Annotated in this window: 26 protein-coding genes and 1 riboswitch; of the genes, 9 read left to right on the top strand and 17 right to left on the bottom strand. The window is 60.4% G+C overall.

Annotated features, from left to right (window positions below; all coding sequences use genetic code 11):
- Positions 1-11: 11 nt before the first annotated feature.
- Both ACIOTN_RS02310 and sigE read right to left on the bottom strand, forming a co-directional pair.
- Complete coding sequence (locus ACIOTN_RS02310) at positions 12-416, bottom strand: sec-independent translocase (protein WP_105657525.1); 405 nt, start codon at positions 414-416, stop codon at positions 12-14.
- Between the two features lie 77 nt (positions 417-493).
- Positions 494-1,111 (bottom strand): RNA polymerase sigma factor SigE, encoded by a 618-nt coding sequence (sigE, locus tag ACIOTN_RS02305; protein ID WP_105657526.1) that lies wholly within the window; start codon positions 1,109-1,111, stop codon positions 494-496.
- A 138-nt stretch (positions 1,112-1,249) separates the two neighbouring features.
- Here sigE and ACIOTN_RS02300 point away from each other — a divergent pair, with 138 nt between their 5' ends.
- A complete protein-coding gene (locus ACIOTN_RS02300; protein ID WP_105657527.1) occupies positions 1,250-1,915 on the top strand; it encodes an O-methyltransferase in 666 nt (221 codons plus the stop codon).
- 96 nt (positions 1,916-2,011) lie between these two features.
- Here ACIOTN_RS02300 and ACIOTN_RS02295 read toward each other — a convergent pair whose 3' ends face one another.
- The 3 genes from ACIOTN_RS02295 to ACIOTN_RS02285 all read right to left on the bottom strand — a co-directional run bounded on the left by ACIOTN_RS02295 (position 2,012) and on the right by ACIOTN_RS02285 (position 3,436).
- Positions 2,012-2,179 (bottom strand): DUF3117 domain-containing protein, encoded by a 168-nt coding sequence (locus ACIOTN_RS02295; protein ID WP_013349509.1) that lies wholly within the window; start codon positions 2,177-2,179, stop codon positions 2,012-2,014.
- A gap of 123 nt (positions 2,180-2,302) precedes the next feature.
- A complete protein-coding gene (locus tag ACIOTN_RS02290; protein ID WP_105657528.1) occupies positions 2,303-2,647 on the bottom strand; it encodes a DivIVA domain-containing protein in 345 nt (114 codons plus the stop codon).
- Positions 2,648-2,650: 3 nt separating this feature from the next.
- Positions 2,651-3,436, bottom strand: coding sequence for a TIGR00730 family Rossman fold protein (locus ACIOTN_RS02285; protein ID WP_105657529.1), 786 nt, complete (start codon positions 3,434-3,436; stop codon positions 2,651-2,653).
- Between the two features lie 177 nt (positions 3,437-3,613).
- Here ACIOTN_RS02285 and ACIOTN_RS02280 point away from each other — a divergent pair, with 177 nt between their 5' ends.
- The 4 genes from ACIOTN_RS02280 (at position 3,614) to ACIOTN_RS02265 (ending at position 6,932) form a co-directional block, all read left to right on the top strand.
- Positions 3,614-4,345 (top strand): amino acid ABC transporter ATP-binding protein, encoded by a 732-nt coding sequence (locus ACIOTN_RS02280; protein WP_181148852.1) that lies wholly within the window; start codon positions 3,614-3,616, stop codon positions 4,343-4,345.
- A 31-nt stretch (positions 4,346-4,376) separates the two neighbouring features.
- Entirely contained in the window at positions 4,377-5,207 is an 831-nt protein-coding gene (locus ACIOTN_RS02275) for a glutamate ABC transporter substrate-binding protein (RefSeq protein ID WP_105657531.1), read from the top strand.
- A gap of 139 nt (positions 5,208-5,346) precedes the next feature.
- On the top strand, positions 5,347-6,024 hold the full coding sequence (locus ACIOTN_RS02270; RefSeq protein ID WP_105657532.1) for an amino acid ABC transporter permease: 678 nt from the start codon (positions 5,347-5,349) through the stop codon (positions 6,022-6,024).
- Positions 6,021-6,932: an amino acid ABC transporter permease gene (locus tag ACIOTN_RS02265; RefSeq protein ID WP_105657533.1), complete on the top strand. Its 912-nt coding sequence runs from the start codon at positions 6,021-6,023 to the stop codon at positions 6,930-6,932. The genes ACIOTN_RS02270 and ACIOTN_RS02265 overlap by 4 nt, the downstream gene beginning before the upstream one ends.
- Before the next feature lie 89 nt (positions 6,933-7,021).
- Here the strand turns inward: ACIOTN_RS02265 and dapE are convergent, their stop codons facing one another.
- Positions 7,022-8,098 (bottom strand): succinyl-diaminopimelate desuccinylase, encoded by a 1,077-nt coding sequence (dapE, locus tag ACIOTN_RS02260; RefSeq protein WP_105657534.1) that lies wholly within the window; start codon positions 8,096-8,098, stop codon positions 7,022-7,024.
- Positions 8,099-8,180: 82 nt separating this feature from the next.
- Here dapE and dapD point away from each other — a divergent pair, with 82 nt between their 5' ends.
- Positions 8,181-9,134 carry a 2,3,4,5-tetrahydropyridine-2,6-dicarboxylate N-succinyltransferase gene (gene dapD, locus ACIOTN_RS02255; RefSeq protein WP_105657535.1) on the top strand — a complete coding sequence of 318 codons (954 nt, stop codon included), beginning with the start codon at positions 8,181-8,183 and terminating at the stop codon, positions 9,132-9,134.
- 62 nt (positions 9,135-9,196) lie between these two features.
- Here dapD and ACIOTN_RS02250 read toward each other — a convergent pair whose 3' ends face one another.
- The 4 genes from ACIOTN_RS02250 to fdxA all read right to left on the bottom strand — a co-directional run bounded on the left by ACIOTN_RS02250 (position 9,197) and on the right by fdxA (position 12,784).
- Complete coding sequence (locus tag ACIOTN_RS02250) at positions 9,197-9,805, bottom strand: hypothetical protein (RefSeq protein ID WP_332730571.1); 609 nt, start codon at positions 9,803-9,805, stop codon at positions 9,197-9,199.
- A 142-nt stretch (positions 9,806-9,947) separates the two neighbouring features.
- Positions 9,948-11,234, bottom strand: coding sequence for a citrate synthase (locus ACIOTN_RS02245; protein WP_105657537.1), 1,287 nt, complete (start codon positions 11,232-11,234; stop codon positions 9,948-9,950).
- 98 nt (positions 11,235-11,332) lie between these two features.
- A complete protein-coding gene (gene dapC / locus ACIOTN_RS02240) occupies positions 11,333-12,448 on the bottom strand; it encodes a succinyldiaminopimelate transaminase (protein ID WP_105661519.1) in 1,116 nt (371 codons plus the stop codon).
- Between the two features lie 12 nt (positions 12,449-12,460).
- On the bottom strand, positions 12,461-12,784 hold the full coding sequence (gene fdxA, locus ACIOTN_RS02235) for a ferredoxin (RefSeq protein WP_013349521.1): 324 nt from the start codon (positions 12,782-12,784) through the stop codon (positions 12,461-12,463).
- A 214-nt stretch (positions 12,785-12,998) separates the two neighbouring features.
- On the opposite strand from fdxA, the gene ACIOTN_RS02230 reads away from it, so the two are divergent.
- The gene (locus ACIOTN_RS02230; RefSeq protein WP_133833693.1) at positions 12,999-13,241 is read left to right on the top strand and encodes a hypothetical protein; all 243 of its coding nucleotides are present in this window, start codon (positions 12,999-13,001) and stop codon (positions 13,239-13,241) included.
- Between the two features lie 125 nt (positions 13,242-13,366).
- Positions 13,367-13,876 carry a helix-turn-helix domain-containing protein gene (locus tag ACIOTN_RS02225; RefSeq protein WP_105657540.1) on the top strand — a complete coding sequence of 170 codons (510 nt, stop codon included), beginning with the start codon at positions 13,367-13,369 and terminating at the stop codon, positions 13,874-13,876.
- A gap of 63 nt (positions 13,877-13,939) precedes the next feature.
- Here ACIOTN_RS02225 and ACIOTN_RS02220 read toward each other — a convergent pair whose 3' ends face one another.
- The 7 genes from ACIOTN_RS02220 to thiO all read right to left on the bottom strand — a co-directional run bounded on the left by ACIOTN_RS02220 (position 13,940) and on the right by thiO (position 20,358).
- Positions 13,940-14,377 carry a hypothetical protein gene (locus tag ACIOTN_RS02220; RefSeq protein ID WP_105657541.1) on the bottom strand — a complete coding sequence of 146 codons (438 nt, stop codon included), beginning with the start codon at positions 14,375-14,377 and terminating at the stop codon, positions 13,940-13,942.
- Complete coding sequence (typA, locus tag ACIOTN_RS02215; protein ID WP_105657542.1) at positions 14,358-16,265, bottom strand: translational GTPase TypA; 1,908 nt, start codon at positions 16,263-16,265, stop codon at positions 14,358-14,360. Before typA ends, ACIOTN_RS02220 begins: the two co-directional genes overlap by 20 nt.
- A 147-nt stretch (positions 16,266-16,412) precedes the next feature.
- Positions 16,413-16,955 (bottom strand): GNAT family N-acetyltransferase, encoded by a 543-nt coding sequence (locus ACIOTN_RS02210; protein ID WP_402734757.1) that lies wholly within the window; start codon positions 16,953-16,955, stop codon positions 16,413-16,415.
- A gap of 67 nt (positions 16,956-17,022) precedes the next feature.
- The gene (gene moeB / locus ACIOTN_RS02205) at positions 17,023-18,168 is read right to left on the bottom strand and encodes a molybdopterin-synthase adenylyltransferase MoeB (RefSeq protein WP_402734756.1); all 1,146 of its coding nucleotides are present in this window, start codon (positions 18,166-18,168) and stop codon (positions 17,023-17,025) included.
- A complete protein-coding gene (locus ACIOTN_RS02200) occupies positions 18,165-18,986 on the bottom strand; it encodes a thiazole synthase (protein WP_105657545.1) in 822 nt (273 codons plus the stop codon). Before ACIOTN_RS02200 ends, moeB begins: the two co-directional genes overlap by 4 nt.
- 2 nt (positions 18,987-18,988) lie before the next feature.
- Positions 18,989-19,234: a sulfur carrier protein ThiS gene (gene thiS, locus ACIOTN_RS02195; RefSeq protein ID WP_105657546.1), complete on the bottom strand. Its 246-nt coding sequence runs from the start codon at positions 19,232-19,234 to the stop codon at positions 18,989-18,991.
- 26 nt (positions 19,235-19,260) lie between these two features.
- The gene (thiO, locus tag ACIOTN_RS02190) at positions 19,261-20,358 is read right to left on the bottom strand and encodes a glycine oxidase ThiO (RefSeq protein ID WP_105657679.1); all 1,098 of its coding nucleotides are present in this window, start codon (positions 20,356-20,358) and stop codon (positions 19,261-19,263) included.
- Positions 20,356-20,460: riboswitch (TPP riboswitch) on the bottom strand. It overlaps the preceding gene by 3 nt.
- A 79-nt stretch (positions 20,461-20,539) precedes the next feature.
- Between thiO and ACIOTN_RS02185 the strand changes: the two genes are divergently transcribed.
- Entirely contained in the window at positions 20,540-21,499 is a 960-nt protein-coding gene (locus ACIOTN_RS02185; RefSeq protein WP_402734755.1) for a GNAT family N-acetyltransferase, read from the top strand.
- Positions 21,500-21,558 lie beyond the last annotated feature (59 nt).

The raw sequence follows: 21,558 nt of genomic DNA, 5'->3' as shown, positions 1-21,558 counted from the left end.
GACTTCTGGGCCTAGGTGGCTTCTGAGTCGAAGGGTGCCGGTTCGTTGGCGCCCAGCTGCAGCTGCTGCGCGGTAGCCGAAGGGACCGCGGTGCGCACCGGTGCTGGGGCCACGGTCTTGGCTGGAGAACCTTTTGCGGCATTCACGGCGTCGTCGAATTCATCGACAAGCGCCTCCTTGATGATTCGACGTGGATCATACTGGCGCGGGTCCAGCTTCTTCCAGTCGATGTCGGCAACCTCGTCGCCTACTTCCTCGCGCAGCTGCTCCTTGGCGCCATTGGCCATGCGCCGCACTTCCTTGACCAGGTTCGCTAGCTTTTTGGCGTACTCGGGAAGCTTTTCGGGGCCCAGAATAACGACCGCCAGCACGGCGAGAACGACAAACTCGCCACCATTAATACCAAAAAGATCCACGTAAGAAGATTACCTTGTTCCAGTGCCACTAACGAAGTCACCGCGCCACGCCAACGGTGAACACGCGATGAACGGGGTTAGCTGGCGGCGCGCAAGCCTCGCGGGATGCGCGGCAACGACATGGTCTTTGCAGGGCGGTTGGCTGGATTGCGGTGAGCGAGCGCATCACGAAGCATGGCGCGGCCACGGTGGATGCGAGAACGCACGGTCCCGAGCTTGACATCCAGGATGCGTGAGACTTCCTCGTAGGAGAAGCCTTCCATATCGCACAGGACAATAGCGGCACGGAACTCCGGCGACAACGCACGCAGGGCTTCTTGCACGTCGACATCCAAGTTGTTGAATTCGAAATAGCGTTCCGGGGTTACCGCGGTACCGGGCATCCGGTCTTCGGATCCCTCGGCGAAACGGTCGAAGCGGATCTTGCTCTTGCGCCGAGCCTGGTCCAGGAACAGGTTGGTGGTAATGCGGTGCAGCCACCCGCCCATGGTTCCGGGGGTGTAATTTTCCAAGGCTTTGAATGCGCGAACGAATGCCTCCTGGGAGAGGTCCTCGGCATCTTGGCGGTTACCAGTCAAACGGTAGGACAAACGGAAGACCCGTTGCCCATGTTCTTGGACCATCTGATCCCATGTCGGAGTCGTGGTTTCGGCAGTCACCGTAGAAGAAACTGTTTCACTTCGTGCATTGTTCACACTCCAAGTATGAAATGGGAAGCTGAGCTGAAGCTAAGAATACCCTGCGCGAGAACCTCCAAGTTCAACAACTTCAGGTAACGACGTAGGTACGATGGGAACTGGCCCCGCCAATTCAACCCTTGAGGACCTCCGCCGATGCCATCGATGAATCCAGAACTCTTCGCGAGCTGGACCTATACCCAGAACCACGTCAACGAACCAGAGCATGTCGCCCCGGTTCGCGAACGTGCGGAAGACCTGGGCGTGCGCTGCATCGATCAGGCCGGCCGCTCGATGCTGCAGATGCTCTGCACCCTGCGCCAGCCGCGCAATATCGTGGAGATCGGATCCGGTGTGGGCGTCGCATCGCTGGCGATGCTCGAGGTCATGGGCAACGCCATGACGTTGACTGCGATTGAATCGGATCTGGAGCACGCCAACGCGATGCGCCAGGGCCTGCGCGATTCAGGCATCCCCACGGCCCGCGCCCGCATTATCAATGAGCGCGCAGAGAACGTGCTCTCGCGCTTGGCCGACCACGCCTACGACCTGGTACTCATCGACGCCGGCGCTGAGCTGCTGCTCGAGTACGTGGCCGAGGCCAAGCGGCTGGTCGGAACCGGCGGGGTGATCATAGTTAACAACGCCTATGACGAGCACCGCCTGGCCAAGCCCGCGGTTCGCCGCCCCTCCACCGTCACGACCCGAGATGCGCTGCGCATGCTGCGCGAGGACCCGCGCTTGCAGACCCACCTGTTCCCTACCGAGCAGGGCCTGTTTGTGGCCACTGTCCTTCCTGCCAAGGCCGCGACCCGCCTCTAGCCGCTGATTTCGGGAAAGACAAAGGACCGACATTTCTGTCGGTCCTCGATTGCCGCACCAGCAACCCGTGCGGCCAAAGCTAGAACTTGGGCAAGCTTACTCAGTTACCTTGAGCAGGCACTCACGCAATTCGGTTGCCTCGTCGTTGTTCAACTCGACTACCAGTCGTCCGCCTCCGTCGATTGGAAGGCGCAAGATGAGGCTGCGGCCTTCCTTAGCGACTTCCATTGGTCCATCACCGGTGCGTGGCTTCATAGCAGCCATTAAGCTGTTCCCTTCGTCTGTGGCTAACGCATGCACTGGCGCTTGCCGTGCATACAACCGAATGCCTAGTCCATCCTCAGCAAGGATTCCCTGCTGAGTTGGGACACTTATCTTTTATTATTACTAATTTTCGCCCGTGTCGCTAATCACACGCCGTGACTCAAGGTCACGAACCGTATTCTCCAGCTCGGTAATTTCTGCCGCGAGGACATCGAGCACCTCATCCACCTGGTCGCAGCGGTAACCGCGCAAGCCCAAGGAGAAGCGAACTTTCTCCACATCTTCAGCGCGCGGATTCTTGGCCAGCAGCACCGGCGGCAACGAAGCCTGGTGCTCTACCAATCCCGTGATGGGCTCCCCAGTGGATTCGAAGTGGCGACCTGCCGGTACATTCTTCCGCTGGCTGGACAGCAGCAGGGCAACAGCACCCACCAGCAATACTGCGATGGCAACAAGGAGGAACGGCATCGCCTACTGCCCCTTCGCCAGGTCGCCGACCTTCAGGTTTTCTTCATGCGCACGCAGCACCAGATCCACCGCTTCATCAGGATCATCGGTGATAGTGAACAAGTCCAGATCACCGGGGGAAATGGTGCCTTCAGCAACGAGCGTCTTGGTCATCCAGTCCACCAAGCCGCCCCAGTATTCGGTGCCCACGAGCACAATCGGGAAGCTGGTGATCTTCTTGGTCTGGACCAAGGTCAACGCTTCGAACAGTTCGTCGAGGGTGCCAAAACCCCCGGGCAGCACGATGAAGCCCTGCGAGTACTTCACGAACATCGTCTTGCGCACGAAGAAGTAGCGGAAGTTCAGGCCCTTGTTGACCCAGGCATTCAACCCGGTTTCAAAAGGCAGCTCAATACCCAGGCCTACGGAAACGCCGTCCTTGTCAGCAGCTCCCTTGTTGGCCGCTTCCATGGCGCCGGGGCCGCCACCGGTGATGGTAGTGATGCCTTCCTCGGCCAAGCGGCTGCCGACACGCTGGGCCATCGCATAGTACGGGCTGCCTGGATCCGTGCGCGCGGAACCAAAAACCGCGATGGCAGGACCGGTGCCGGCCATATTTCCAAAGCCAGAGACGAATTCCGATTGGATACGCAACACGCGCCACACGTCGCTATGCGTGACATCGACCTGCGGGCTTTCCAGAAGATGGTGGTCAAGCTGATCTTCCGGTTGCTTTCCTGGCCAGCTCGCTTCGATGTGGCGCTTTTGCCCGACCCGGGCATTTTCTTCACTCTTACGCTGATGAACCATAGCTTCACTCTATCGGTTACTCCTGCGCATCTTCGGATGTGACCTACCGCGGATTGGAGAACAGTTTGATAACAACTAGGTGTGACATGGTCGACGGGTCGCGTAGTCGCCGTCACATCAAGTAATGTCTACAACATGAAAAGCGATCATCAGGCTCAAGCTTCTTCTGAAGGCCCTATCGTCCAGCTGACTGGGGTCAATAAGCACTACGGTGCGCTGCATGTGCTCAACGGCATCAATCTCGAAGTGACCAAGGGCGAGGTCGTTGTGATCCTCGGCCCGTCGGGCTCGGGCAAGTCCACGCTGTGCCGCGCCATCAACCGACTGGAAACCATCGACGAAGGCACCATCAAGATTGATGGCAAGACCCTTCCCGAAGAGGGCAAGGCACTGGCCAATCTCCGGGCCGATGTCGGCATGGTCTTCCAGTCCTTCAACCTCTTTGCCCACAAATCGATCTTGGAGAACGTGACCCTCGGTCCGATGAAGGTCAAGGGCATGAAGAAGGACGAGGCCAAGAAATTGGCGATGCAGCTGCTGGAGCGCGTGGGCGTAGCCAATCAGGCCGGCAAACTGCCCGCACAGCTTTCTGGCGGCCAGCAGCAGCGTGTGGCGATCGCCCGCGCACTGGCCATGAAGCCTAAGGTGATGCTCTTCGACGAGCCAACCAGTGCCCTGGACCCGGAAATGATCAACGAGGTCCTGGACACCATGGTGGGTCTTGCCAAGGAAGGCATGACCATGCTCGTGGTCACCCACGAGATGGGCTTTGCCCGCAAGGCGGCGGACCGCGTGATCTTCATGGCCGACGGCCAGATCGTCGAGCAGGCCACTCCTGAGGAATTCTTCACCAATCCCAAATCCGACCGTGCCAAGGATTTCCTTGGCAAGTTGATCACCAACCACTAATTTCATCATCACGCATCCAATAGGAGGAACAATGCGCAAGACTCGTTTCGGCACTGTAGCCGCAATGGCCGCCGTCGCAGCCCTGGCCCTGACTTCATGTGGCGGCTCCGGCGACAGCGAAGCCGACGGCGACAAGATCCGCATCGGCATCAAGTACGACCAGCCGGGACTCGGCTTCAAGGACGGCGATAACTACACCGGTTTCGACGTTGACGTCGCCAAGTACGTAGCCAGCGAACTGGGCTACACCGAGGACAAGATCGAATTCATTTCGGCACCGTCGGCCAACCGCGAGACCATGCTGCAGAACAACCAGGTTGACATGATCTTCGCAACCTACTCGATCACCGATGAGCGCAACAAGGTTGTCGACTTCGCTGGTCCATACTTTGTCGCCGGCCAGGACCTGCTGGTTCCATCCGACTCGGATATCGCCGGCCCAGAAGACCTCGATGGCAAGAACCTGTGCTCGGTCACCGGTTCCACCTCGGCCCAGAAGGTCAAGGACAACTACGCCCAGAACACCAACCTGCAGGAACTTCCGGGCTATGCAGAGTGCACCACCCAGATGAGTGGCGGCACCATTGACGCGGTTACCACCGATGACATCATCCTTGCCGGCCTGGCTGCGCAGCCTGCCTACAAGGGCAAGTTCAAGGTTGTCGGCGCGCCATTCACCGAAGAGAACTACGGCGTGGGCCTGCCTGATGGCACCGACAAGTGCGGCGACATCAATGCGGCAATCACCAAGATGATCGAGTCCGGCGAGTGGCAGAAGGCCCTGGACAAGAACACCGAAGGCACCGGTTACAAGCCGAACGCTGAAACCAACCCGCCAACCCTTTCGGATTCCTGCGCCTAGCAGCATCTGATGCGATGGGGGCCAAACGCAGCGTGTTTGGCCCCCATCTGCAATCTGCGTTTCCCAGGTACCAGCTAATGCAGGTACCGGACCCATAGCCGCTTGGCCGGTTTTCCGGCCATCGAGACAGAGGCTTGCAGTGGAGAATTACTTATCCATATTCACTGAGTACGACATTCCCGGAGCTTTCTGGGTCAATATCCAACTAACTTTTTGGGCTGCCATTGGCGCCCTCGTGCTGGGCACCATCTTGGCCTTGCTGCGCATCTCCCCCGTGGGGAGCTTCCAGGCCCTGGGCACCAGCTACGTTAACCTGATTCGCAATACCCCGCTGACCATCATCATCCTGTTCTGCGTGCTGGCCCTCTACGGCCAGCTCGGATTCGTGCTCAGCAGCGATTTCCAGGGAAACTTCTTCCGCCTCGCCGTCCTTGGCCTTGCGGTTTACCACGCGGCGTTCGTGTGCGAAGCGATCCGCTCGGGCGTGAACACGGTTCCCCTGGGACAGGCAGAAGCTGCTCGTGCCATCGGCCTGAGCTTCTTGCCCGCAGCGCGCTTGGTGATTCTGCCGCAGGCCTTCCGCGGCGCGATTGTCCCCTTGGGCAACACCTTGATCGCCTTGATCAAGAACTCCACCGTCGCAGCGGTCGGTTCGGTTGCCACGGAATCCTCCTCGGTCATGAAGACCATGATTGAGTTCCGCGCAGATATCGTGATCCCGATCTTCTTGACCTTCGCAGTGGGCTTCGTGATCATCGTCATCCCGGTGGGCCTGTTGACTACTTGGGCTTCTAAGAAACTGGCGGTGGCACGATGAGCGCGTCGATTCTTTTTGATACTCCCGGGCCAAAGGCCCGCCGCCGCATCTTGGCGGTAAACATAGTCGGCGCCTTGATTGCCTTGGGCATCGTGGCGTGGATCGTCCTCGGCCTGGCCGCCAAGGACCAGATGCAGCCTTCGCAATGGGATGACTTCATCGAAGGCAGCACCTGGAAGAACTACCTGCTTCCGGGCTTGTGGAACACCACCAAGGCAGCAGTCCTGGGCATCATCGGCTCGGTGATCTTCGGCCTGATCTTCGGTGTCGGCCGCTTGGCGCAGAATAAGCTGATCAACGGAATCTCCACCGTGATTGTCGAATTCTTCCGCGCGGTACCAGTGCTGCTGATGATCGTGTTCTTCAACGTCTTCTTCTCCCGTTCCCTGCAGCTGTCAGGTGATACGGCGATGTGGGCCGTGGTCGCGGCGCTGATCTTCTACAACGGCTCGGTCGTTGCGGAGCTGGTCCGTTCCGGCGTGCACAATCTGCCCAAGGGACAGCGCGAGGCAGGCATAGCGATCGGCCTGACCCGTGGCATGTCGCTGCGCCACATCGAGATCCCGCAGGCGCTGGTCGCCATGCTGCCGGCGTTGATCGGCCAGTTCGTTGTGATCTTGAAGGACTCGGCTTTGGGCTACATCATCAGCTTCAACGAGTTGCTGTTCTTCGCCCGCACCTACTCCTCGCCTAACGGCAACGTCCTGCAGGCGCTGATTGTGGCGGCAGCCATCTTCATCATCATCAACTTCACCTTGAGCAAGATTGCCGTGATTGTCTCGCGCCGGCTGAGCAGCCGGGTGAAGAAGGAGAAGAATACCCCGGCCGGCCCGGCCGCAGCTATAGTCGGCGCCCCAGCCGGCCTCGACGTGCCAGCGCCACAGGATCCTTCCGATCCCAAGGCCTAGCAGCTGAAACAAAAAATCTCCGTACCGCATGATTCACGCGGTACGGAGATTTTTTGTCTCTTCAAAGGCTGATCATCCCAGCCTCTGCGCTAGCCCAACCAAGTGCGCAGGGTCTGCAGGCAATCGCGGATGGCCTGCTGCGGCACATGCTCATCATCGCTGTGCGCCAGCAGCGCATCGCCCGGGCCGAAGTTCACGGCAGAGATGCCCAGGGCGGAGAAGCGGGAAACATCGGTCCATCCGTACTTCGGCTTCGGTTCCTGGCCCAGTACCTTGATCAGGTCTGCGGCGATCTCCTGGTCCAAACCGGGTTTGGCGCCATCAGCGCCATCGGTGCGTTCAATGTCGAAGCCGTCGAAAAGCTCAAGGACCACGGCTTCAGCTTGGGCCAGTGTCTTGTCCGGAGCGAAGCGGTAGTTCACTTCCACCTCGCAGTAATCGGGAATCACGTTGCCGGCAATGCCGCCGGCAACACGGACCGCGTTCATGCCTTCACGGTAGTCCAAGCCTTCAACAGTGATGGTCCGGGGCTGGTAGGCAGCCAAGCGCTGCAGGATCTCCCCCGCATCGTGGATCGCGTTATGCCCCATCCATGCACGTCCCGAGTGGGCTGCCTTGCCGCGGGTGCGGATGACGAAGCGGCTGGTTCCGTTGCAGCCGCCTTCGACGGTGCCGTCGGTCGGTTCCAGCAGGATCGCGAAGTCGGCCTCCAAGAGTTCCGGGCTGTTCTTGGCCAGGCGGCCCAGACCGGATTTGGCTGCTTCTACTTCCTCGTGGTCGTAGAAGACGTAGGTGATATCGTATTTGGCCTCGGTCAGTTCTGCAGCCAGCGCAAGCTGCACGGCGACCCCGCCTTTCATGTCCGTGGCACCACGGCCATAGAGCACCCCGTCGATGACTTCTGCGGGCACGGTGCCCTTGGCGCCCTCGGTGCGCGGCAAAGGCACGGTATCGAGGTGCCCGGCCAGCACGACGCGGCGTTCGCGGCCGAAGTTGGTGCGCGCTACGATGGCGTCCTGGTCCCGGTGCACCTCAAGGTGCGCCAGCTTCCGCAGCGCCTGGTGCACCTTGTCGGCCAGCTCTTGCTCGTTGCCGGAAACGGATTCAATGTTCATGATCTGCTCGGTAAGCAGGGCAACGTCTTGCTGCAGGTCCAATTCGTTCACGGCTGGCTACGTCCTGAGTCTCTAGCTTCACTTTTTTGTCATTTATCAACGTTACTCCGGGCAACAAAGATACGATCAGTGTATGACTTCAGAATCTGTGACATCCAGCGAATCATCTGTCCGTTTAGCCTCAGCCCATGGCCTGGCAACGGTCGCATCCGATGGAACGATCCTTGATGTTTGGTACCCGGCTCCAGTCTTGGGCGAACTCGCCAAGGCTGAAGGGCTCTCCGGTGAACTCGCTGCCGCCGCGCAGGACGATGCAGCCCGCGGCACCACCCAGAAGGTCGTTTCACTGACCATTAATCTTGATGTAGCACCAGCTGACACCGCCGATGTGTGGCTGCGCCTGCACCTGCTCTCGCACCGTCTGGTCCAGCCGAACAGCATCAACCTCGACGGCATCTTCGGCCACCTCGCCAATGTCGTGTGGACCAACTTCGGGCCTTGCCAGGTGGAGGGCTTCGAGGTGACTCGCTTGAAGCTGCGCGCCCGTGGAGCGGTCACCGTGTACGGCGTGGACAAGTTCCCGCGCATGGTCGACTACGTGGTCCCAGCCGGCGTGCGCATTGCCGACGCTGGCCGCGTGCGCCTCGGCGCCCACCTGGCCGAAGGCACCACCGTCATGCATGAAGGATTCGTCAATTTCAACGCCGGCACCTTGGGCACTTCGATGGTGGAAGGCCGCGTGTCCGCTTCGGTCGTTGTCGGCGATGGTTCGGATGTCGGCGGCGGTGCCTCGATCATGGGCACCCTCTCCGGTGGCGGCAAGGAGCGCATTGTCATTGGCGAACGCGTACTGCTGGGTGCCAACGCCGGTGTAGGCATTTCCATCGGTGACGACTCGGTAGTGGAAGCTGGCCTGTACGTGACCGCCGGCACCCGTGTGGTTCTGGGCGAGAAGCAGGTCAAGGCGCTGGAGCTTTCCGGCGTGCCGAACCTGCTCTTCCGCCGCAATTCCATCACCGGAGCAGTTGAGGCGTTGCCGCGCGCCGGCCAGACCGTTGAGCTGAACAGCGCACTGCACGCCAACTAGTTCTTGCCCTGCAATCCAACTGGCAGATCACGGAAGTGATCTGCCAGTTTTTTATTGCTGGGCTATCCGCCGGGGAAGATGATGGTCACCATCGGCTGGATGAAGCCGTGGAAGGCCTTGGAGTCGCGTAGCAGCGACGTACTGGCCACGATGGTAGCCGTGCCGGTCAGCCATGCCCTGGGCTCGTCCAGGGGCACGTCAATGAGCTGGATTTCCTGGCGGGTGGATTGCATGCCGTGCTCCACCCCGTGGTCGATGAGGATTCTTTCCAGCTCATCCATGCGGTGCGGCACGTACTTGCCACTGTTTTCTGCAAAGTCCTGGGCATGCTGCTGGGCAAAAACCGTGGCCTGGCCGTAGTGCGCGCGTGCCAGCCGGGCCAGGGCCGGGTAGCCGTCGTCTTGAAGCCGTTCAATCAGTGCATCGCTGGCCGCCGGCTCCTTGGCCGGCGCTATTGCGGTCAGCGAATCCCACCAGGAGCTCCATTCCTGCTTGAGCTGTCCATGCGAGTCGTCGATCTTGTTGCGGTTCTTGATATTGGAAGCCAGCCGGCTATTGGGTCCGGCCTCCGCGGGGTGGACGCCTGACAGTTCGCGCAGGTACAACGCCATCAGCATATTCTGATTGGTATTTATGGCTAGCGACCAATTATTTCCACGACGTTGGTACATGCATACCACCTGACTCTTCGGCACACTTGTCGTTCCCTCTGCCTCATAGGATACTCCCGAAGTACCGCTTAAAACAGGGAAGGACCTGTCGCCCCACTTGTGTGGGAAGACAGGTCCTGCCGCCGGAATCCGGAAACTCGCCCTAGGCCTGGTAGCCGGGATAGTCGCGAGCGGTTTCACCCATGTACAGCTGGCGTGGGCGGCCGATCTTCAGCTCTGGGTCCTTGATCATTTCGCGCCACTGTGCGATCCAGCCTGGCAGACGGCCGATGGCGAACAGCACGGTGAACATCTTCTCCGGGAAGCCCATTGCGGTGTAGATCAAGCCGGTGTAGAAGTCCACGTTCGGGTAGAGCTTACGCGAGATGAAGTACTCATCATTCAGCGCAGTTTCTTCCAGCTTCATCGCGATCTCAAGCAGCTCGTTCTTGCCCTGCTTTGCCAGCAGGTCGTGAGCGGTCTTCTTGATGATCTTGGCGCGTGGATCGTAGTTCTTGTACACACGGTGGCCGAAGCCCATCAGGCGTACGCCGTCTTCCTTGTTCTTGACCTTCTGCATGAAGTCTTCTGGGGAGATGCCGGAGGACTGGATCTCGCGCAGCATCTTCAGCACGGCTTCGTTGGCGCCGCCGTGGGCTGGGCCGGACAGTGCATGGATACCTGCAGAAACCGAAGCGAACATGTTGGCTTCGGAGGAACCGACCAGGCGCACGGTGGAGGTGGAGCAGTTCTGCTCGTGGTCAGCGTGCAGGATCAGCAGCAAGTCGAGGGCCTTGACCACATCCGGATCCGCAAGGTAAGGCTCGGCAGCGGTGCCGAAGCACAGGCGCAGGAAGTTCTCGACCATGTTCATCGAGTTGTCCGGGTACAGCAATGCCTGGCCGATGGACTTCTTGTGCGCGTACGCAGCCAATACCGGCAGCTTTGCCAGCAGGCGCAGGGTCGAACGCTCAACCTGTGCGTCATCCTTCGGATCCAGCGAATCCTGGTACCAGGTCGACAGGGCCGAAACAGCCGAGGACAAGACCGGCATCGGGTGCGCGTCGCGCGGGAAGCCGCCGAAGAAGCCCTTGAGCTCTTCGTGCAGCAGGGTATGGCGGCGCAGCGAATTGTCGAACTCGGCCAGCTGATCAGCAGTCGGCAGTTCGCCGTAGATCAGCAGGTAGGTTACCTCGATGAAGCTGGACTTCTCGGCCAGCTGCTCGATTGGGTAACCGCGATAGCGCAGGATGCCCGCGTCGCCGTCGATGTAGGTAATCGCGGACTTGGTAGCCGCGGTGTTCATGAAGCCGGGATCGTAGGTCACGTTCCCGGTAGTCTTCAAAAGTGGGGCTACGCCAAATCCGTCATTGCCCTCTGCTGCCTGAATTACTGGCAGCTCGAGGTTGGATTCTCCAAAGTGTAGCTGTGCAGATGTGGTATCTGTCATTGCATCTCCTAACCGGAAAGCGTGTAGTTCCGAAAGGTCAGTCGTCACCGTAGAACATACCGCGATTTGACCCATTCAAGCTAATTAGGGTGTCATCTTCACCGGTTGGCGGAAGAATTCAACCGTTCAACGGCAGCCGCGATCCGCTCATCGGAGGCGGTCAAGGCCACGCGTACATGGCGTTCCCCCGCGGTGCCGTAGAAGACGCCAGGACCGGCAACGATGCCCAGTTCCGCCAGAGCCCCGATGGTTTCGAAGCTTGGCCGCCCAGCGGTGCACCACAGGTACAGTCCTGCCACCGAATCATCGATGGCCAAGCCGAAGTTCTCCAGCGCTGGCCGCAGCATGGCCCGGCGTGCCCGGTACAGCTCGCGCTGCGCCGCAACATGCTCGTCGTCATTCAATGCCACCACCATGGCGTGCTGGATTGGACCGGGCACGATCATGCCCGCATGCTTTCGGCTGTTGACCAGAGTTGGCATCAGGTTCGGGGCGCCGGCAACGAAAGCGGCGCGGTATCCGGCGAGGTTCGACTGCTTGGACAGCGAGTACAGGGCGAACAGGTCATCGAGGTTTCCTCCGTTGACCGCCGGGTCCAGGATGCTTGGCACCTGGCCCTCGTATTCATCCCATCCCAGTTCGGCGTAGCACTCATCGGAGGCCACGACGGCACCCATCTCACGCGCCTGGGCCACGATGCTTGCCAGCTCGGCAGTAGCACGGACCTTGCCGGTCGGGTTGCCTGGCGAGTTGACCCAGATGAGCTTCACGCGTTCACGCTGCTCAGCAGTCAAATCCGAAAGGTCGTCGGTGGCGATGGGGGTCGCGCCAACCAGCTGGGCGCCGATGTCATAGGTGGGGTAGGCGATCTCTGGACGTACCACTATGTCGCCGGCACCCAGGCCCAGGAACAGCGGCAGCCATGCCACCATTTCCTTGGAACCGACCGTTGGCATGACATCATCGGTGCTCAAACCGGTGACATTGCGGCGACGGGCGAACCAGTCGACGATGGCCTCGCGAACTTCAATGGTGCCGTGCGTGGTCGGGTATCCGTGCGAGTTCGCCGCCTCGGCCAGCGCCTGCTGGATCAGTTGCGGCGTGCCATCGATCGGCGTGCCGATCGACAGGTCCACGACTCCCCCCGGATGCGTGGATGCTTGCTCGCGGTATGGGGCGAGCTGGTTCCAGGGGTAATCGGGGAGCTCAAGCATAAAAGTGAAAACCTAGCCTTGGTTCTGTGGTGGCAAGGCGCTGATCAGTGGGTGGTCAGTGCCGGTGTTACCAATTTTAGCGGCGCCGCCCGGGGATCCAAGTTCGTCGAAAAAGTCGACGTTTGCCTTGTAATAGTCGGCCCATTCATCCGGCACGTCATCTTCGTAGTAGATGGCTTCAACGGGGCAGACAGGTTCGCAGGCGCCGCAGTCAACGCATTCATCCGGGTGAATGTAGAGCGAGCGCTCACCTTCATAGATACAATCTACCGGGCACTCTTCGACGCACGCCTTGTCTTTAACGTCGACGCACGGCTGAGCGATGATGTAAGTCACGAGGGCCGAGACCTTTCCTTGCACTGGGTGGTTTCAACAGGAGCTAGTGGTTTCCTCAGATGCTCTTTGAATCCTTTACCAGCTCAAACTACAGTCTAGTCCTGATACCCATGCATCGGACCGCCCATTGGCTCGCTGTGACGTAATCGACCATTCACATTTCAGCTTCCCGGGGTCCAGATGAATTCTTCTTACGAAAAGATGACGCTTCCAAATGCTTAATTTCAGTGATGTGACGCCCGGTGAACGGCTTGTTGTCCGCTACCGCTTGGCCGACGGCCGGGCCGGTGAGCATTTTTCCGATGCACTGGGCGAGCTGCAGGAAGTGACGGAGGAATCGGTGAGCATCCAAACCCGGGCTGAACTGGTATGCATCCCCCGCGCGGCGATCACTCACGCCAAGCGGGTACCGCCGGCTCCGGCGCGCCGCAGGCCCCGTGCCCCTCGCACCGAGTAGCAGCCTGCAAGCCGTGCAATTTTCCTGCTTCCAGGTGTTGCTGCCGCGGGCACACCCATACCGCTTGGGACGACATGTGATTTGAAACTGCCAATCACTCAGCGCTTTTCGCGTATGCTGTTTCCATGCCCTCCGATAAACTTGTCCAATCGCGAGCACGAGCCCTCAGCTCCCCGCTGAGGCTTCGCATCTTGCGCTTGTGCCTGCATGAGTCACGAACGAACAAGGAAATTGCGGACATTCTCGATTTGAATCCCGCCACCTCCTTGCATCACGTGCGAACCCTGGTCAGCAACGGTTACCTCGCGGCAGAAGAATCACGCCGAGGCAACCGTGGCGCCAAAGAAGTGCCCTACCGCAGCACCAAGCAGTCCTGGGGCACGCGCATTCCCGACGCGGCCCCCATGCTGGTGGACACCTTCCTGCAGGAAATCGAGGGACTTGATCCCCAGGAGATACAGGTAATCCGCTTGGGCCTGAAGCTCAATGAAGAAAGCCAGAAGGATCTCATGAGCCGGCTGCGCGCTGTGATTGAGGACTACGCGATGCGAGATCCGGATCCAGATGGCGTTGCCACCTCGTTGTTCTTGGCCCACCACCTGGATATCACCGGCAATGCGCGCAAAGACCAGTAGCCTGCGTTTCGCCTAGTTAAACACAGAAGGAGCTCTTCCCGTTGGGAAGAGCTCCTTCTGTTTTCAGTTCTGGCGTTGTTGCTTGCGCAGCACTCGCAAGGAGCACAGCAGGGCAATCACCGATGGAATAACCATTCCATACATCCACAAGGCCGAGGCCAGCGTTGGCCCGGGCAGGTACTTGTAGTACTCCATGCCCAAGATCAGCTGGTCATCGCCCACATAGGAAATCAGGCCAACGGTCACATAGCAACCGATGAACCCCAGCGCACCGGCCCACAGCTTCGATGAAGAAACCGCAGCCCAGTACACCAGAACTCCGAGCAGGAGCCAGGCCAGACCCACACCCCAAACCAGCGGGATGTCGTTTCCGACATAGCTGATGGAGGCGTGGATTGCGGTCCCGAATAATCCTGCTGCCACGGCGGCAACAACACCGCGCCAGAGCGCGGAGAAGTTGCTGCCGAGGGATTTGCGCTTATTAGGAGCGAGCGCGTGCACGGGTAGCCTTGGCACGGTCGTTGGCGTTCAGCAGAACCTTGCGGATGCGGATGGCTTCCGGGGTAACCTCAACGCACTCGTCTTCGCGAGCGAATTCGAGCGACTCTTCCAGGGTCAAGTTACGTGGTGGGGTCAGGTTCTCGAACGAGTCCGAGGAAGCAGCACGCATGTTGGTGAGCTTCTTTTCCTTGGTGATGTTCACGTCCATGTCGTCGGCGCGGGAGTTCTCGCCGACGATCATGCCCTCGTAAACCTCTTCGGTTGGCTTCACGAAGAAGTTCATGCGCTCCTGCAGGTTGATCATCGCGAATGGAGTCACAACGCCTGAACGGTCGGCAACGATCGAACCGTTGATGCGGTATTCGATTGGGCCTGCCCATGGCTCGTAGCCTTCAGCCAGCGAGGCAGCAATGCCGGCGCCGCGGGTTTCGGTCATGAAGCGGGTACGGAAGCCGATCAGGCCACGTGCTGGAACCATGAATTCCATGCGAACCCAGCCGGTGCCGTGGTTAGCCATGTCGGTCATGCGGCCCTTGCGCGATGCCATCAGCTGGGTGATAGCACCCAGGTACTCTTCAGGCACGTCGATGGTCATGCGTTCCATTGGCTCGTGAACCTTGCCGTCAACCATCTTGGTAACAACCTGTGGCTTGCCAACGGTCAGCTCGAAGCCTTCACGGCGCATCTGCTCAACGAGGATGGCCAGTGCCAATTCGCCACGGCCCTGGACTTCCCAAGCATCTGGACGCTCGGTAGGCAGGATGTTCAGCGAAACGTTGCCGATCAGTTCCTTGTCCAGGCGATCCTTGACCTGTCGTGCGGTGACCTTGGCGCCCTTGACCTTGCCAGCCAGTGGCGAGGTGTTGATACCGATGGTCATCGAGATCGCAGGTGGATCAACGGTGATCAGTGGCAGCGGCTTAGGGTTCTCAAGGTCGGTGAGGGTCTCGCCGATCATGATGTCTTCGATACCGGCAACTGCAACGATCTCGCCTGGACCAGCTTCGTCAGCTGGAACGCGGGTCAGGCCCTGGGTGGCCAGCAGTTCGGTGATCTTGACCTGCTTCATGGTGCCATCCTGGCGGGCCCAGTTAACCTGCTGGCCCTTGCGCAAGGTGCCGTTGATCATGCGCAGCAGCGCCAGGCGCCCAAGGAATGGCGAAGCGTCAAGGTTGGTGACGTGGGCCTGCAGGACTTCACCTTCGGTGTAGGTCGGTGCAGGAACGTGCTTGATGATGGTCTCGAACAGTGGCTCAAGATCTTCGTTATCCGGCAAGGTGCCATCGCCAGGCTGGTTCATCGAAGCGTAGCCGGCCTTGCCCGAGGCGAAGACGACAGGAACGTTCAAGATTGCGTCCAGGTCCAGATCCGGAGCTTCGTCAGCCAAGTCCGAAGCCAAGCCCAGCAGCAGGTCCATGGAGTCGGAGATGACGCCATCGATGCGGGAGTCGGGACGGTCGGTCTTGTTGACCACGATGATCACTGGCAGGTTGGCGCTCAATGCCTTGCGCAGCACGAAGCGGGTCTGCGGGAGCGGGCCCTCGGATGCGTCAACGAGCAGAACCACGCCGTCAACCATGGACAGGCCGCGTTCCACCTCGCCACCGAAGTCGGCGTGGCCTGGGGTATCAATGACGTTGATGGTCATCTTCTTGCCCTCGGCTGCTGGGCCGTTGTAGAACACGGTGGTGTTCTTAGCAAGAATGGTGATGCCCTTCTCGCGTTCCAGCTCACCTGAGTCCATCACGCGATCTTCGGTTTCACCATGGCTGTCGAATGCGCCAGTCTGCTGGAGCATGGCGTTGACGAGGGTGGTCTTGCCGTGGTCAACGTGCGCAACGATGGCTACATTGCGAAGTTCATCGCGAGTAATGGTGTTTGCTGACATGCGTGAAGGCTCACTTCCGCTCGAAAATTTGGGTCTGTGGAGTCGGGGCCAAAGTCGACCCAACAATCCAGTTTACGCGCTCGAGACTCATAGTCTGTTGATCTGTGTCAGAACATACAGGAATTTCATGTATCTGTCGCAAAGAATTCAGCGGATTAACCGCGTTGGCATCCAAAAACGCAGCTTGCTAGGCCCAAAGTTGACTTCAATTTCCGGGAGTTCAGCGTCAAGCAAGCCGCCGCATTTTTCTATGGTGGATTTTGAACCGATGTTATCGGAATCACAGGTAACCAGCGCATGTTCAATTCCTGATTCGCGAAGTTCCTGCAACCCGAATTTGCACAGTTCCTGTGCCACACCACGGCGACGATACTCGGGAACTACACCATAGCCGATATGTCCGCCGACCTGAAAAAGGCTCTCGTTGATTTCATATCTGACGGAAACCCGGCCAACCAGGTCTCCCTCGTCAAAGGCGGCGAACAGCGCCGAGCGAACCCAGCCTTCTGGAATGTGCTCGCCTCGGCGCCCTGCCTTCATCCGGTAGATATAGTCCTCCCAGTCCTCGGCTGCAGACCAAGTCGGCAAGAACTCGAAGTCTTCGCGAAGCACCAAGTGGTGGGCGTCGATTGCCTGCTGTTCGTCCTGGCTTTCCAATTCACGGATCTCCAGCGTCTTTCCCAACGTCATAGCGCCAGTATGCCAGAGCGCCTCCACTTCCCACCGGTGAATTGCGCGCCAAAGATGCGCCTGAGCCCTAGTAGGCCACCTGCTGGCCCCGCACTTGCCTGGCCCATTCCACGGTTCCGCCGCTGAGGCTGTAGACGGCAATGCCTGCATCCCGACCTGACATGGTGATCCGCGCTGCCTGCTGCGAACGGGCACCGGTTTTGCACACGAATACGACCGCCGAAGCGCTGTGCGCGAGCTTTCCCAGTCCCCGTTCTTTGAGCTGCGCGAGCGGAAGGTGCTGGCTGTGCGGGATCGCTATGATGTCGCGTTCCCAGGATTCGCGCACATCCACCAGCAATACCGGTTCATCCGCTTCCAGCTCCGCTAGCTGCTGAACTGTGAGCTCCGGGACATGCCCTTCGGCAGCGCAGGAAACCGGCTGGTACTCCCCCAGCCCGGTCACCGGCTCACGTTGCGGATCCCTGGCGAAATCGAGGGTCCGCACAGTGGCTTCCAGCGCATCATAGAGCCAGAGCTTGCCGCTCAGGGTGGTCCCGATTCCGGTAATGAGCTTCAGGGCTTCGGCGCACATCACCGAACCGATAACGCCGCACAGTGCGCCGAAGACTCCTCCTTCGGCGCAGCTGGGCACGGAGTCCGCGTCGGGGATTTCCGGAAAAAGATCACGCAGCATCGGGCCGGTGCGCGGATCGAAGACGGACACCTGCCCGGAGAACTGGAAGAGGGTTCCCCACACCAGCGGGGTGCCGGTGATTTCCGCGGCATCATTGGACAGGTACCGCGTGGCAAAGTTGTCGCTGCCGTCGATGACCAAGTCATATTCACTGAAAAGTGCCACGGCGTTGGATTCATCCAGCTTTTCATCCACGGTGATGATCTGGACGTTCCGGTTCTGCTCGTGGGCCATCCGCCGCACCGAATCCACTTTCAGGCGCCCTGCATCCTGTTGCCGGTGCATGGTTTGTCGTTGCAGATTGGACAGCTCGACGGTGTCATCGTCGATGACCCCGAGGGTGCCGATTCCCGCAGCGACCAGGTAGCTGGCAATGGGACTGCCCAGGCCCCCGGCTCCGATAACCAGCACCTTGGCGTTGGCGATGCGGCGTTGCCCTTCTTCTCCCACCCCGGGCAGGGACAAGTGCCGGGAGTAGCGCGCCAGCTCTTCCGGTTCCAGCTGCGCGCCGGGTGCTACCAGGGCTTCCCGGCTCACGAGAAGTCACCGACCAGGGTTCGCATCATGCCTTCGGCCGGCGAGGAGGCCAGTGCGGTATCGCGGCGCGGGATCCGGCCAGCGAGCCGCGCGGCGCGCCCGGCACGCACGGCATCCTTCATGGCCCTGGCCATGAGCGGCGCGTTGTGCGCCCGGGTCACCGCGCTGGCCAGCAGCACCGCGTCGCAGCCGAGCTCCATGGCCAGGGCCGCATCCGAGGCGGTGCCCACCCCGGCGTCAAGGATCACCGGTACCTGCGCGCGGGAGACGATGGTGGAAATATTGTGCGGATTCAGGATCCCCAGGCCCGAGCCGATCGGCGCTCCGGCCGGCATGATTGCCGCAACCCCGGCGTCCTGCAGGCGTTGGGCAAGTGCCGGATCATCATTGGTATAGGCGAAGACCTGGAACCCGTCGGCCACTAGTTGCTCGGTGGCCGCATGCAGTTCCAGCGGGTCCGGCAGCAGCGTGTGCTCATCGGCAATGACTTCGAGCTTGATCCAATTGGTTTCCAGAGCTTCACGGGCCAGGTGCGCGGTGAGGATCGCATCGCGGGCGGTGAAGCATCCAGCGGTGTTGGGCAGCGCAATCACGTTGTTGCGCTGCAGCAGTTCATACACGTTGCCTGCGCCGGCCGCCGAAAAGTGGCGGATGGCCACGGTGGTCAGCTCCGTTCCGGAGGCCTGCAGGGCGCTTTCCAGGGTGGTCAGCGAACTCGCTCCCCCGGTGCCGAGGATCAAGCGCGAGGACAAGGTGCGTCCGGCGATCTGGAATGGGTCGCTGTGGATGTCCAGCTCGGTGATGTTGCGCGTTTCCATGCCTAGCCTCCCTGGGCCGCGGTAACGAGTTCAATGCTGTGCCCTTCGGCCAGCAGGTAGCTATTCCAGGCGCTGCGTGGAACGACAGCGCCATTGACGGCGGCGGCAACTCCGAGCTTGCTGCCGTCAGCGGCCACCGAGTTGGCGTCCAGTTCCTTGCCGATTTGCGTGCTGATGAATTCGCGAAGGGTGGTTCCTTCGTCCAGGTTCAGTTGCCGTGAATTGAAATTGATGCCGATGCTTGTCATGGTTGCTGCTCCGTTCGGTGAGCGGTCTAGGTTGCGTTGGCAAAGCGGTGGGGATCCACAGCCTGGTGCAAGGGGTGGGATTGGTGGCCGTGGGCGAGATCCGCAGTGAGCGTTGCGCCCAGCGGAGCCAGCAGCACGCCGTGCCGGGAGTACCCGGTGCAGAGCAGCAGCCCTGGATCAAGGCGTCCAAGCAGCGGCCGGTCATCTGGCGTGGCGGGACGTGCCCGGGCCGTTGCTTCGTTCAGCGTGCAGTCGCTGATGCCGGGGACCAGCTTTCTCGCGTTGTCCAGCAGCAGGTGCATCGCGCCAATGTTCACCGCTTGTTGCCGGTCTTCACGGACGCTGGCGCCAAGGACGAGGCTGCCGTCCCTTCTCGGCACCAGATACACCTGTTCCCGGTGCACGATGCCGCGGATGGTGCGGGTGATGAGCGGCGGGCCTGCTGGTCCCTGGATCCGGAGGATGTCCCCGTAGACCGGGCGCAGCGGAAGTTCGTTCAAGCCATCGAGGGTGCCAAGACCGGTGGCCACGATGGTCTGCTCCGCTTCGAGGATTCGGCCCGATGCGGTCCGCACAGCGGTGGTCCGCTTCCCGTCGGTCACCAGTGCCTGCGCCCGTTCCTCGACCAGGTGCGGACGCAGATGCTCCAACAGGATCTTGACGATGGATCGAGGGTCGACCTGGTGGTCATCTTGGCACAGGACCGCGCCGGCAATATTGGCGGCCAAGGCTGGTTCGAGCTTGCGGGCTTGGCTGGGCAGCAGCTTCTGCGCTGACAGGCCGAGGGATATCTGCAGTTCGGCCAGCTCGTGCAGGGCTTCGCGGTCCGCAGGCTCTGCGGCGACAACGAGCGTGGAGTTCTGCAAGTAGTCCGGGCGTTGCCCGGTGGCCGATTCGATGCGCTCGATGAACTGCGGATAGGCGGCATTCGAGGCGGCAAGCAGCTGGTGCAACGGGCCATTGCCCCAGACCGTTTCAGCTACCGGGGCCAGCATTCCTGCTGCCGCGTAGCTTGCACCTTGGCCGGGTGCCGGATCGATGAGGGTGACGGTGTGTGCGCGTGATTCCAGCTCGAACGCGACGGCCAGGCCGATTATCCCGGCGCCAACAATGTTGACATGCACAAGGGCACGCTTCCTTCCTACGGCGGCATGACCCGCATCAGGTGTAGCGGTCGGCTCGGTGCCCTCTCAGCCTGGTCGATTCAGGCTCCCGCGGATTACAGCGATTATAAGCATGATGCAGCTCATAAAGTCGAACTTCACTGAACGCAGTTCCGTCATCTTCTGTGATGTACTTGCTGACATGGCATTCCATGACTTCCCTATCGTGCTTTCCCAAGGTTCTGCGCTATCCAGCACCATCATCTCGTTGGAGCAAGAACTCTTGGAATCCAGCCAACGCCATAGCCAGGAGCAATTGCAGCGGCGCTTGCATCCTCGGTTCGCCGAGGTGGGAGCCAGCGGGCGAGTCTATGATCGCGAGGCCATCATTGCCCAGCTGGCCCAGGAGCCGGCACGGGATGCCGGGGCGTTGAAAGTCGAAAGCCCGGTGGCTCTCCAGCTTTCAGACCAGCTGGTGCTGCTGCGCTGGAAGCTGCTCTCCGGTTCCCCCAGCGAACGCAGTTCACTGTGGATCCATGAGCAGGGCCGCTGGCAGCAGCTCTTCCACCAGGGCACGGCCGCCGCTCATCCGCAGCCATCTGCAGGACCGAAGGAAACCGTGCATGCCGACGGTGAATTCTCGGTGCGCCGGCTGCGCCTTTCGGATGCCGAAGCGGTCTTCGAGGCATTCTCCTCGAACCCCGACATGTTGCGCCAAGGCGACGCGGATTCCCCGCAAAAGGCTGAGTCGTATGTGCGCGCACTGCTGGAGGCCGGGGAACGCCAGCAGGCGATGGCCGTCGCATATCGGGATCGGCTGGTGGGACTGGTGTGCGGTACGGTCGACCCGGCCAATCGGAACGCGTGGATTTGGTATTGGATGAACCAGAATTACCGGGGCCGGTCGCTGGCCACCCGCGCCGTGGCAACCTTGGTGGATTACCTGTTCGACGAGCTGGGACTGTACCGCTTGGAGCTGGGCTTGCGGGCAAATAATCCCGGGTCGAAGCATGTGGCAGAAAGCAACGGCTTCCTGCACGAAGGTGTCGAGCGGGGCAAATTCCTGGTTGCCGGAGAACGCATCGATGTGCACACCTACGCGCGGTTGCGTACCGATGGCGGCTCTGCGGTCATGCCCTTGCCGTGGGGCACGCAGCAGTAGCTTGGCGGGCATCAAAAAAGTCGCGGAATCCGGTTTTGGATTCCACGACTTCTTATCTG

It is taken from the genome of Glutamicibacter sp. NPDC087661 (assembly GCF_044743275.1).
GTDB lineage: Bacteria > Actinomycetota > Actinomycetes > Actinomycetales > Micrococcaceae > Glutamicibacter.
The sequence above is the reverse complement of the archived record's forward strand: the minus strand, read 5'-3'. Positions and strand labels throughout refer to the sequence as shown.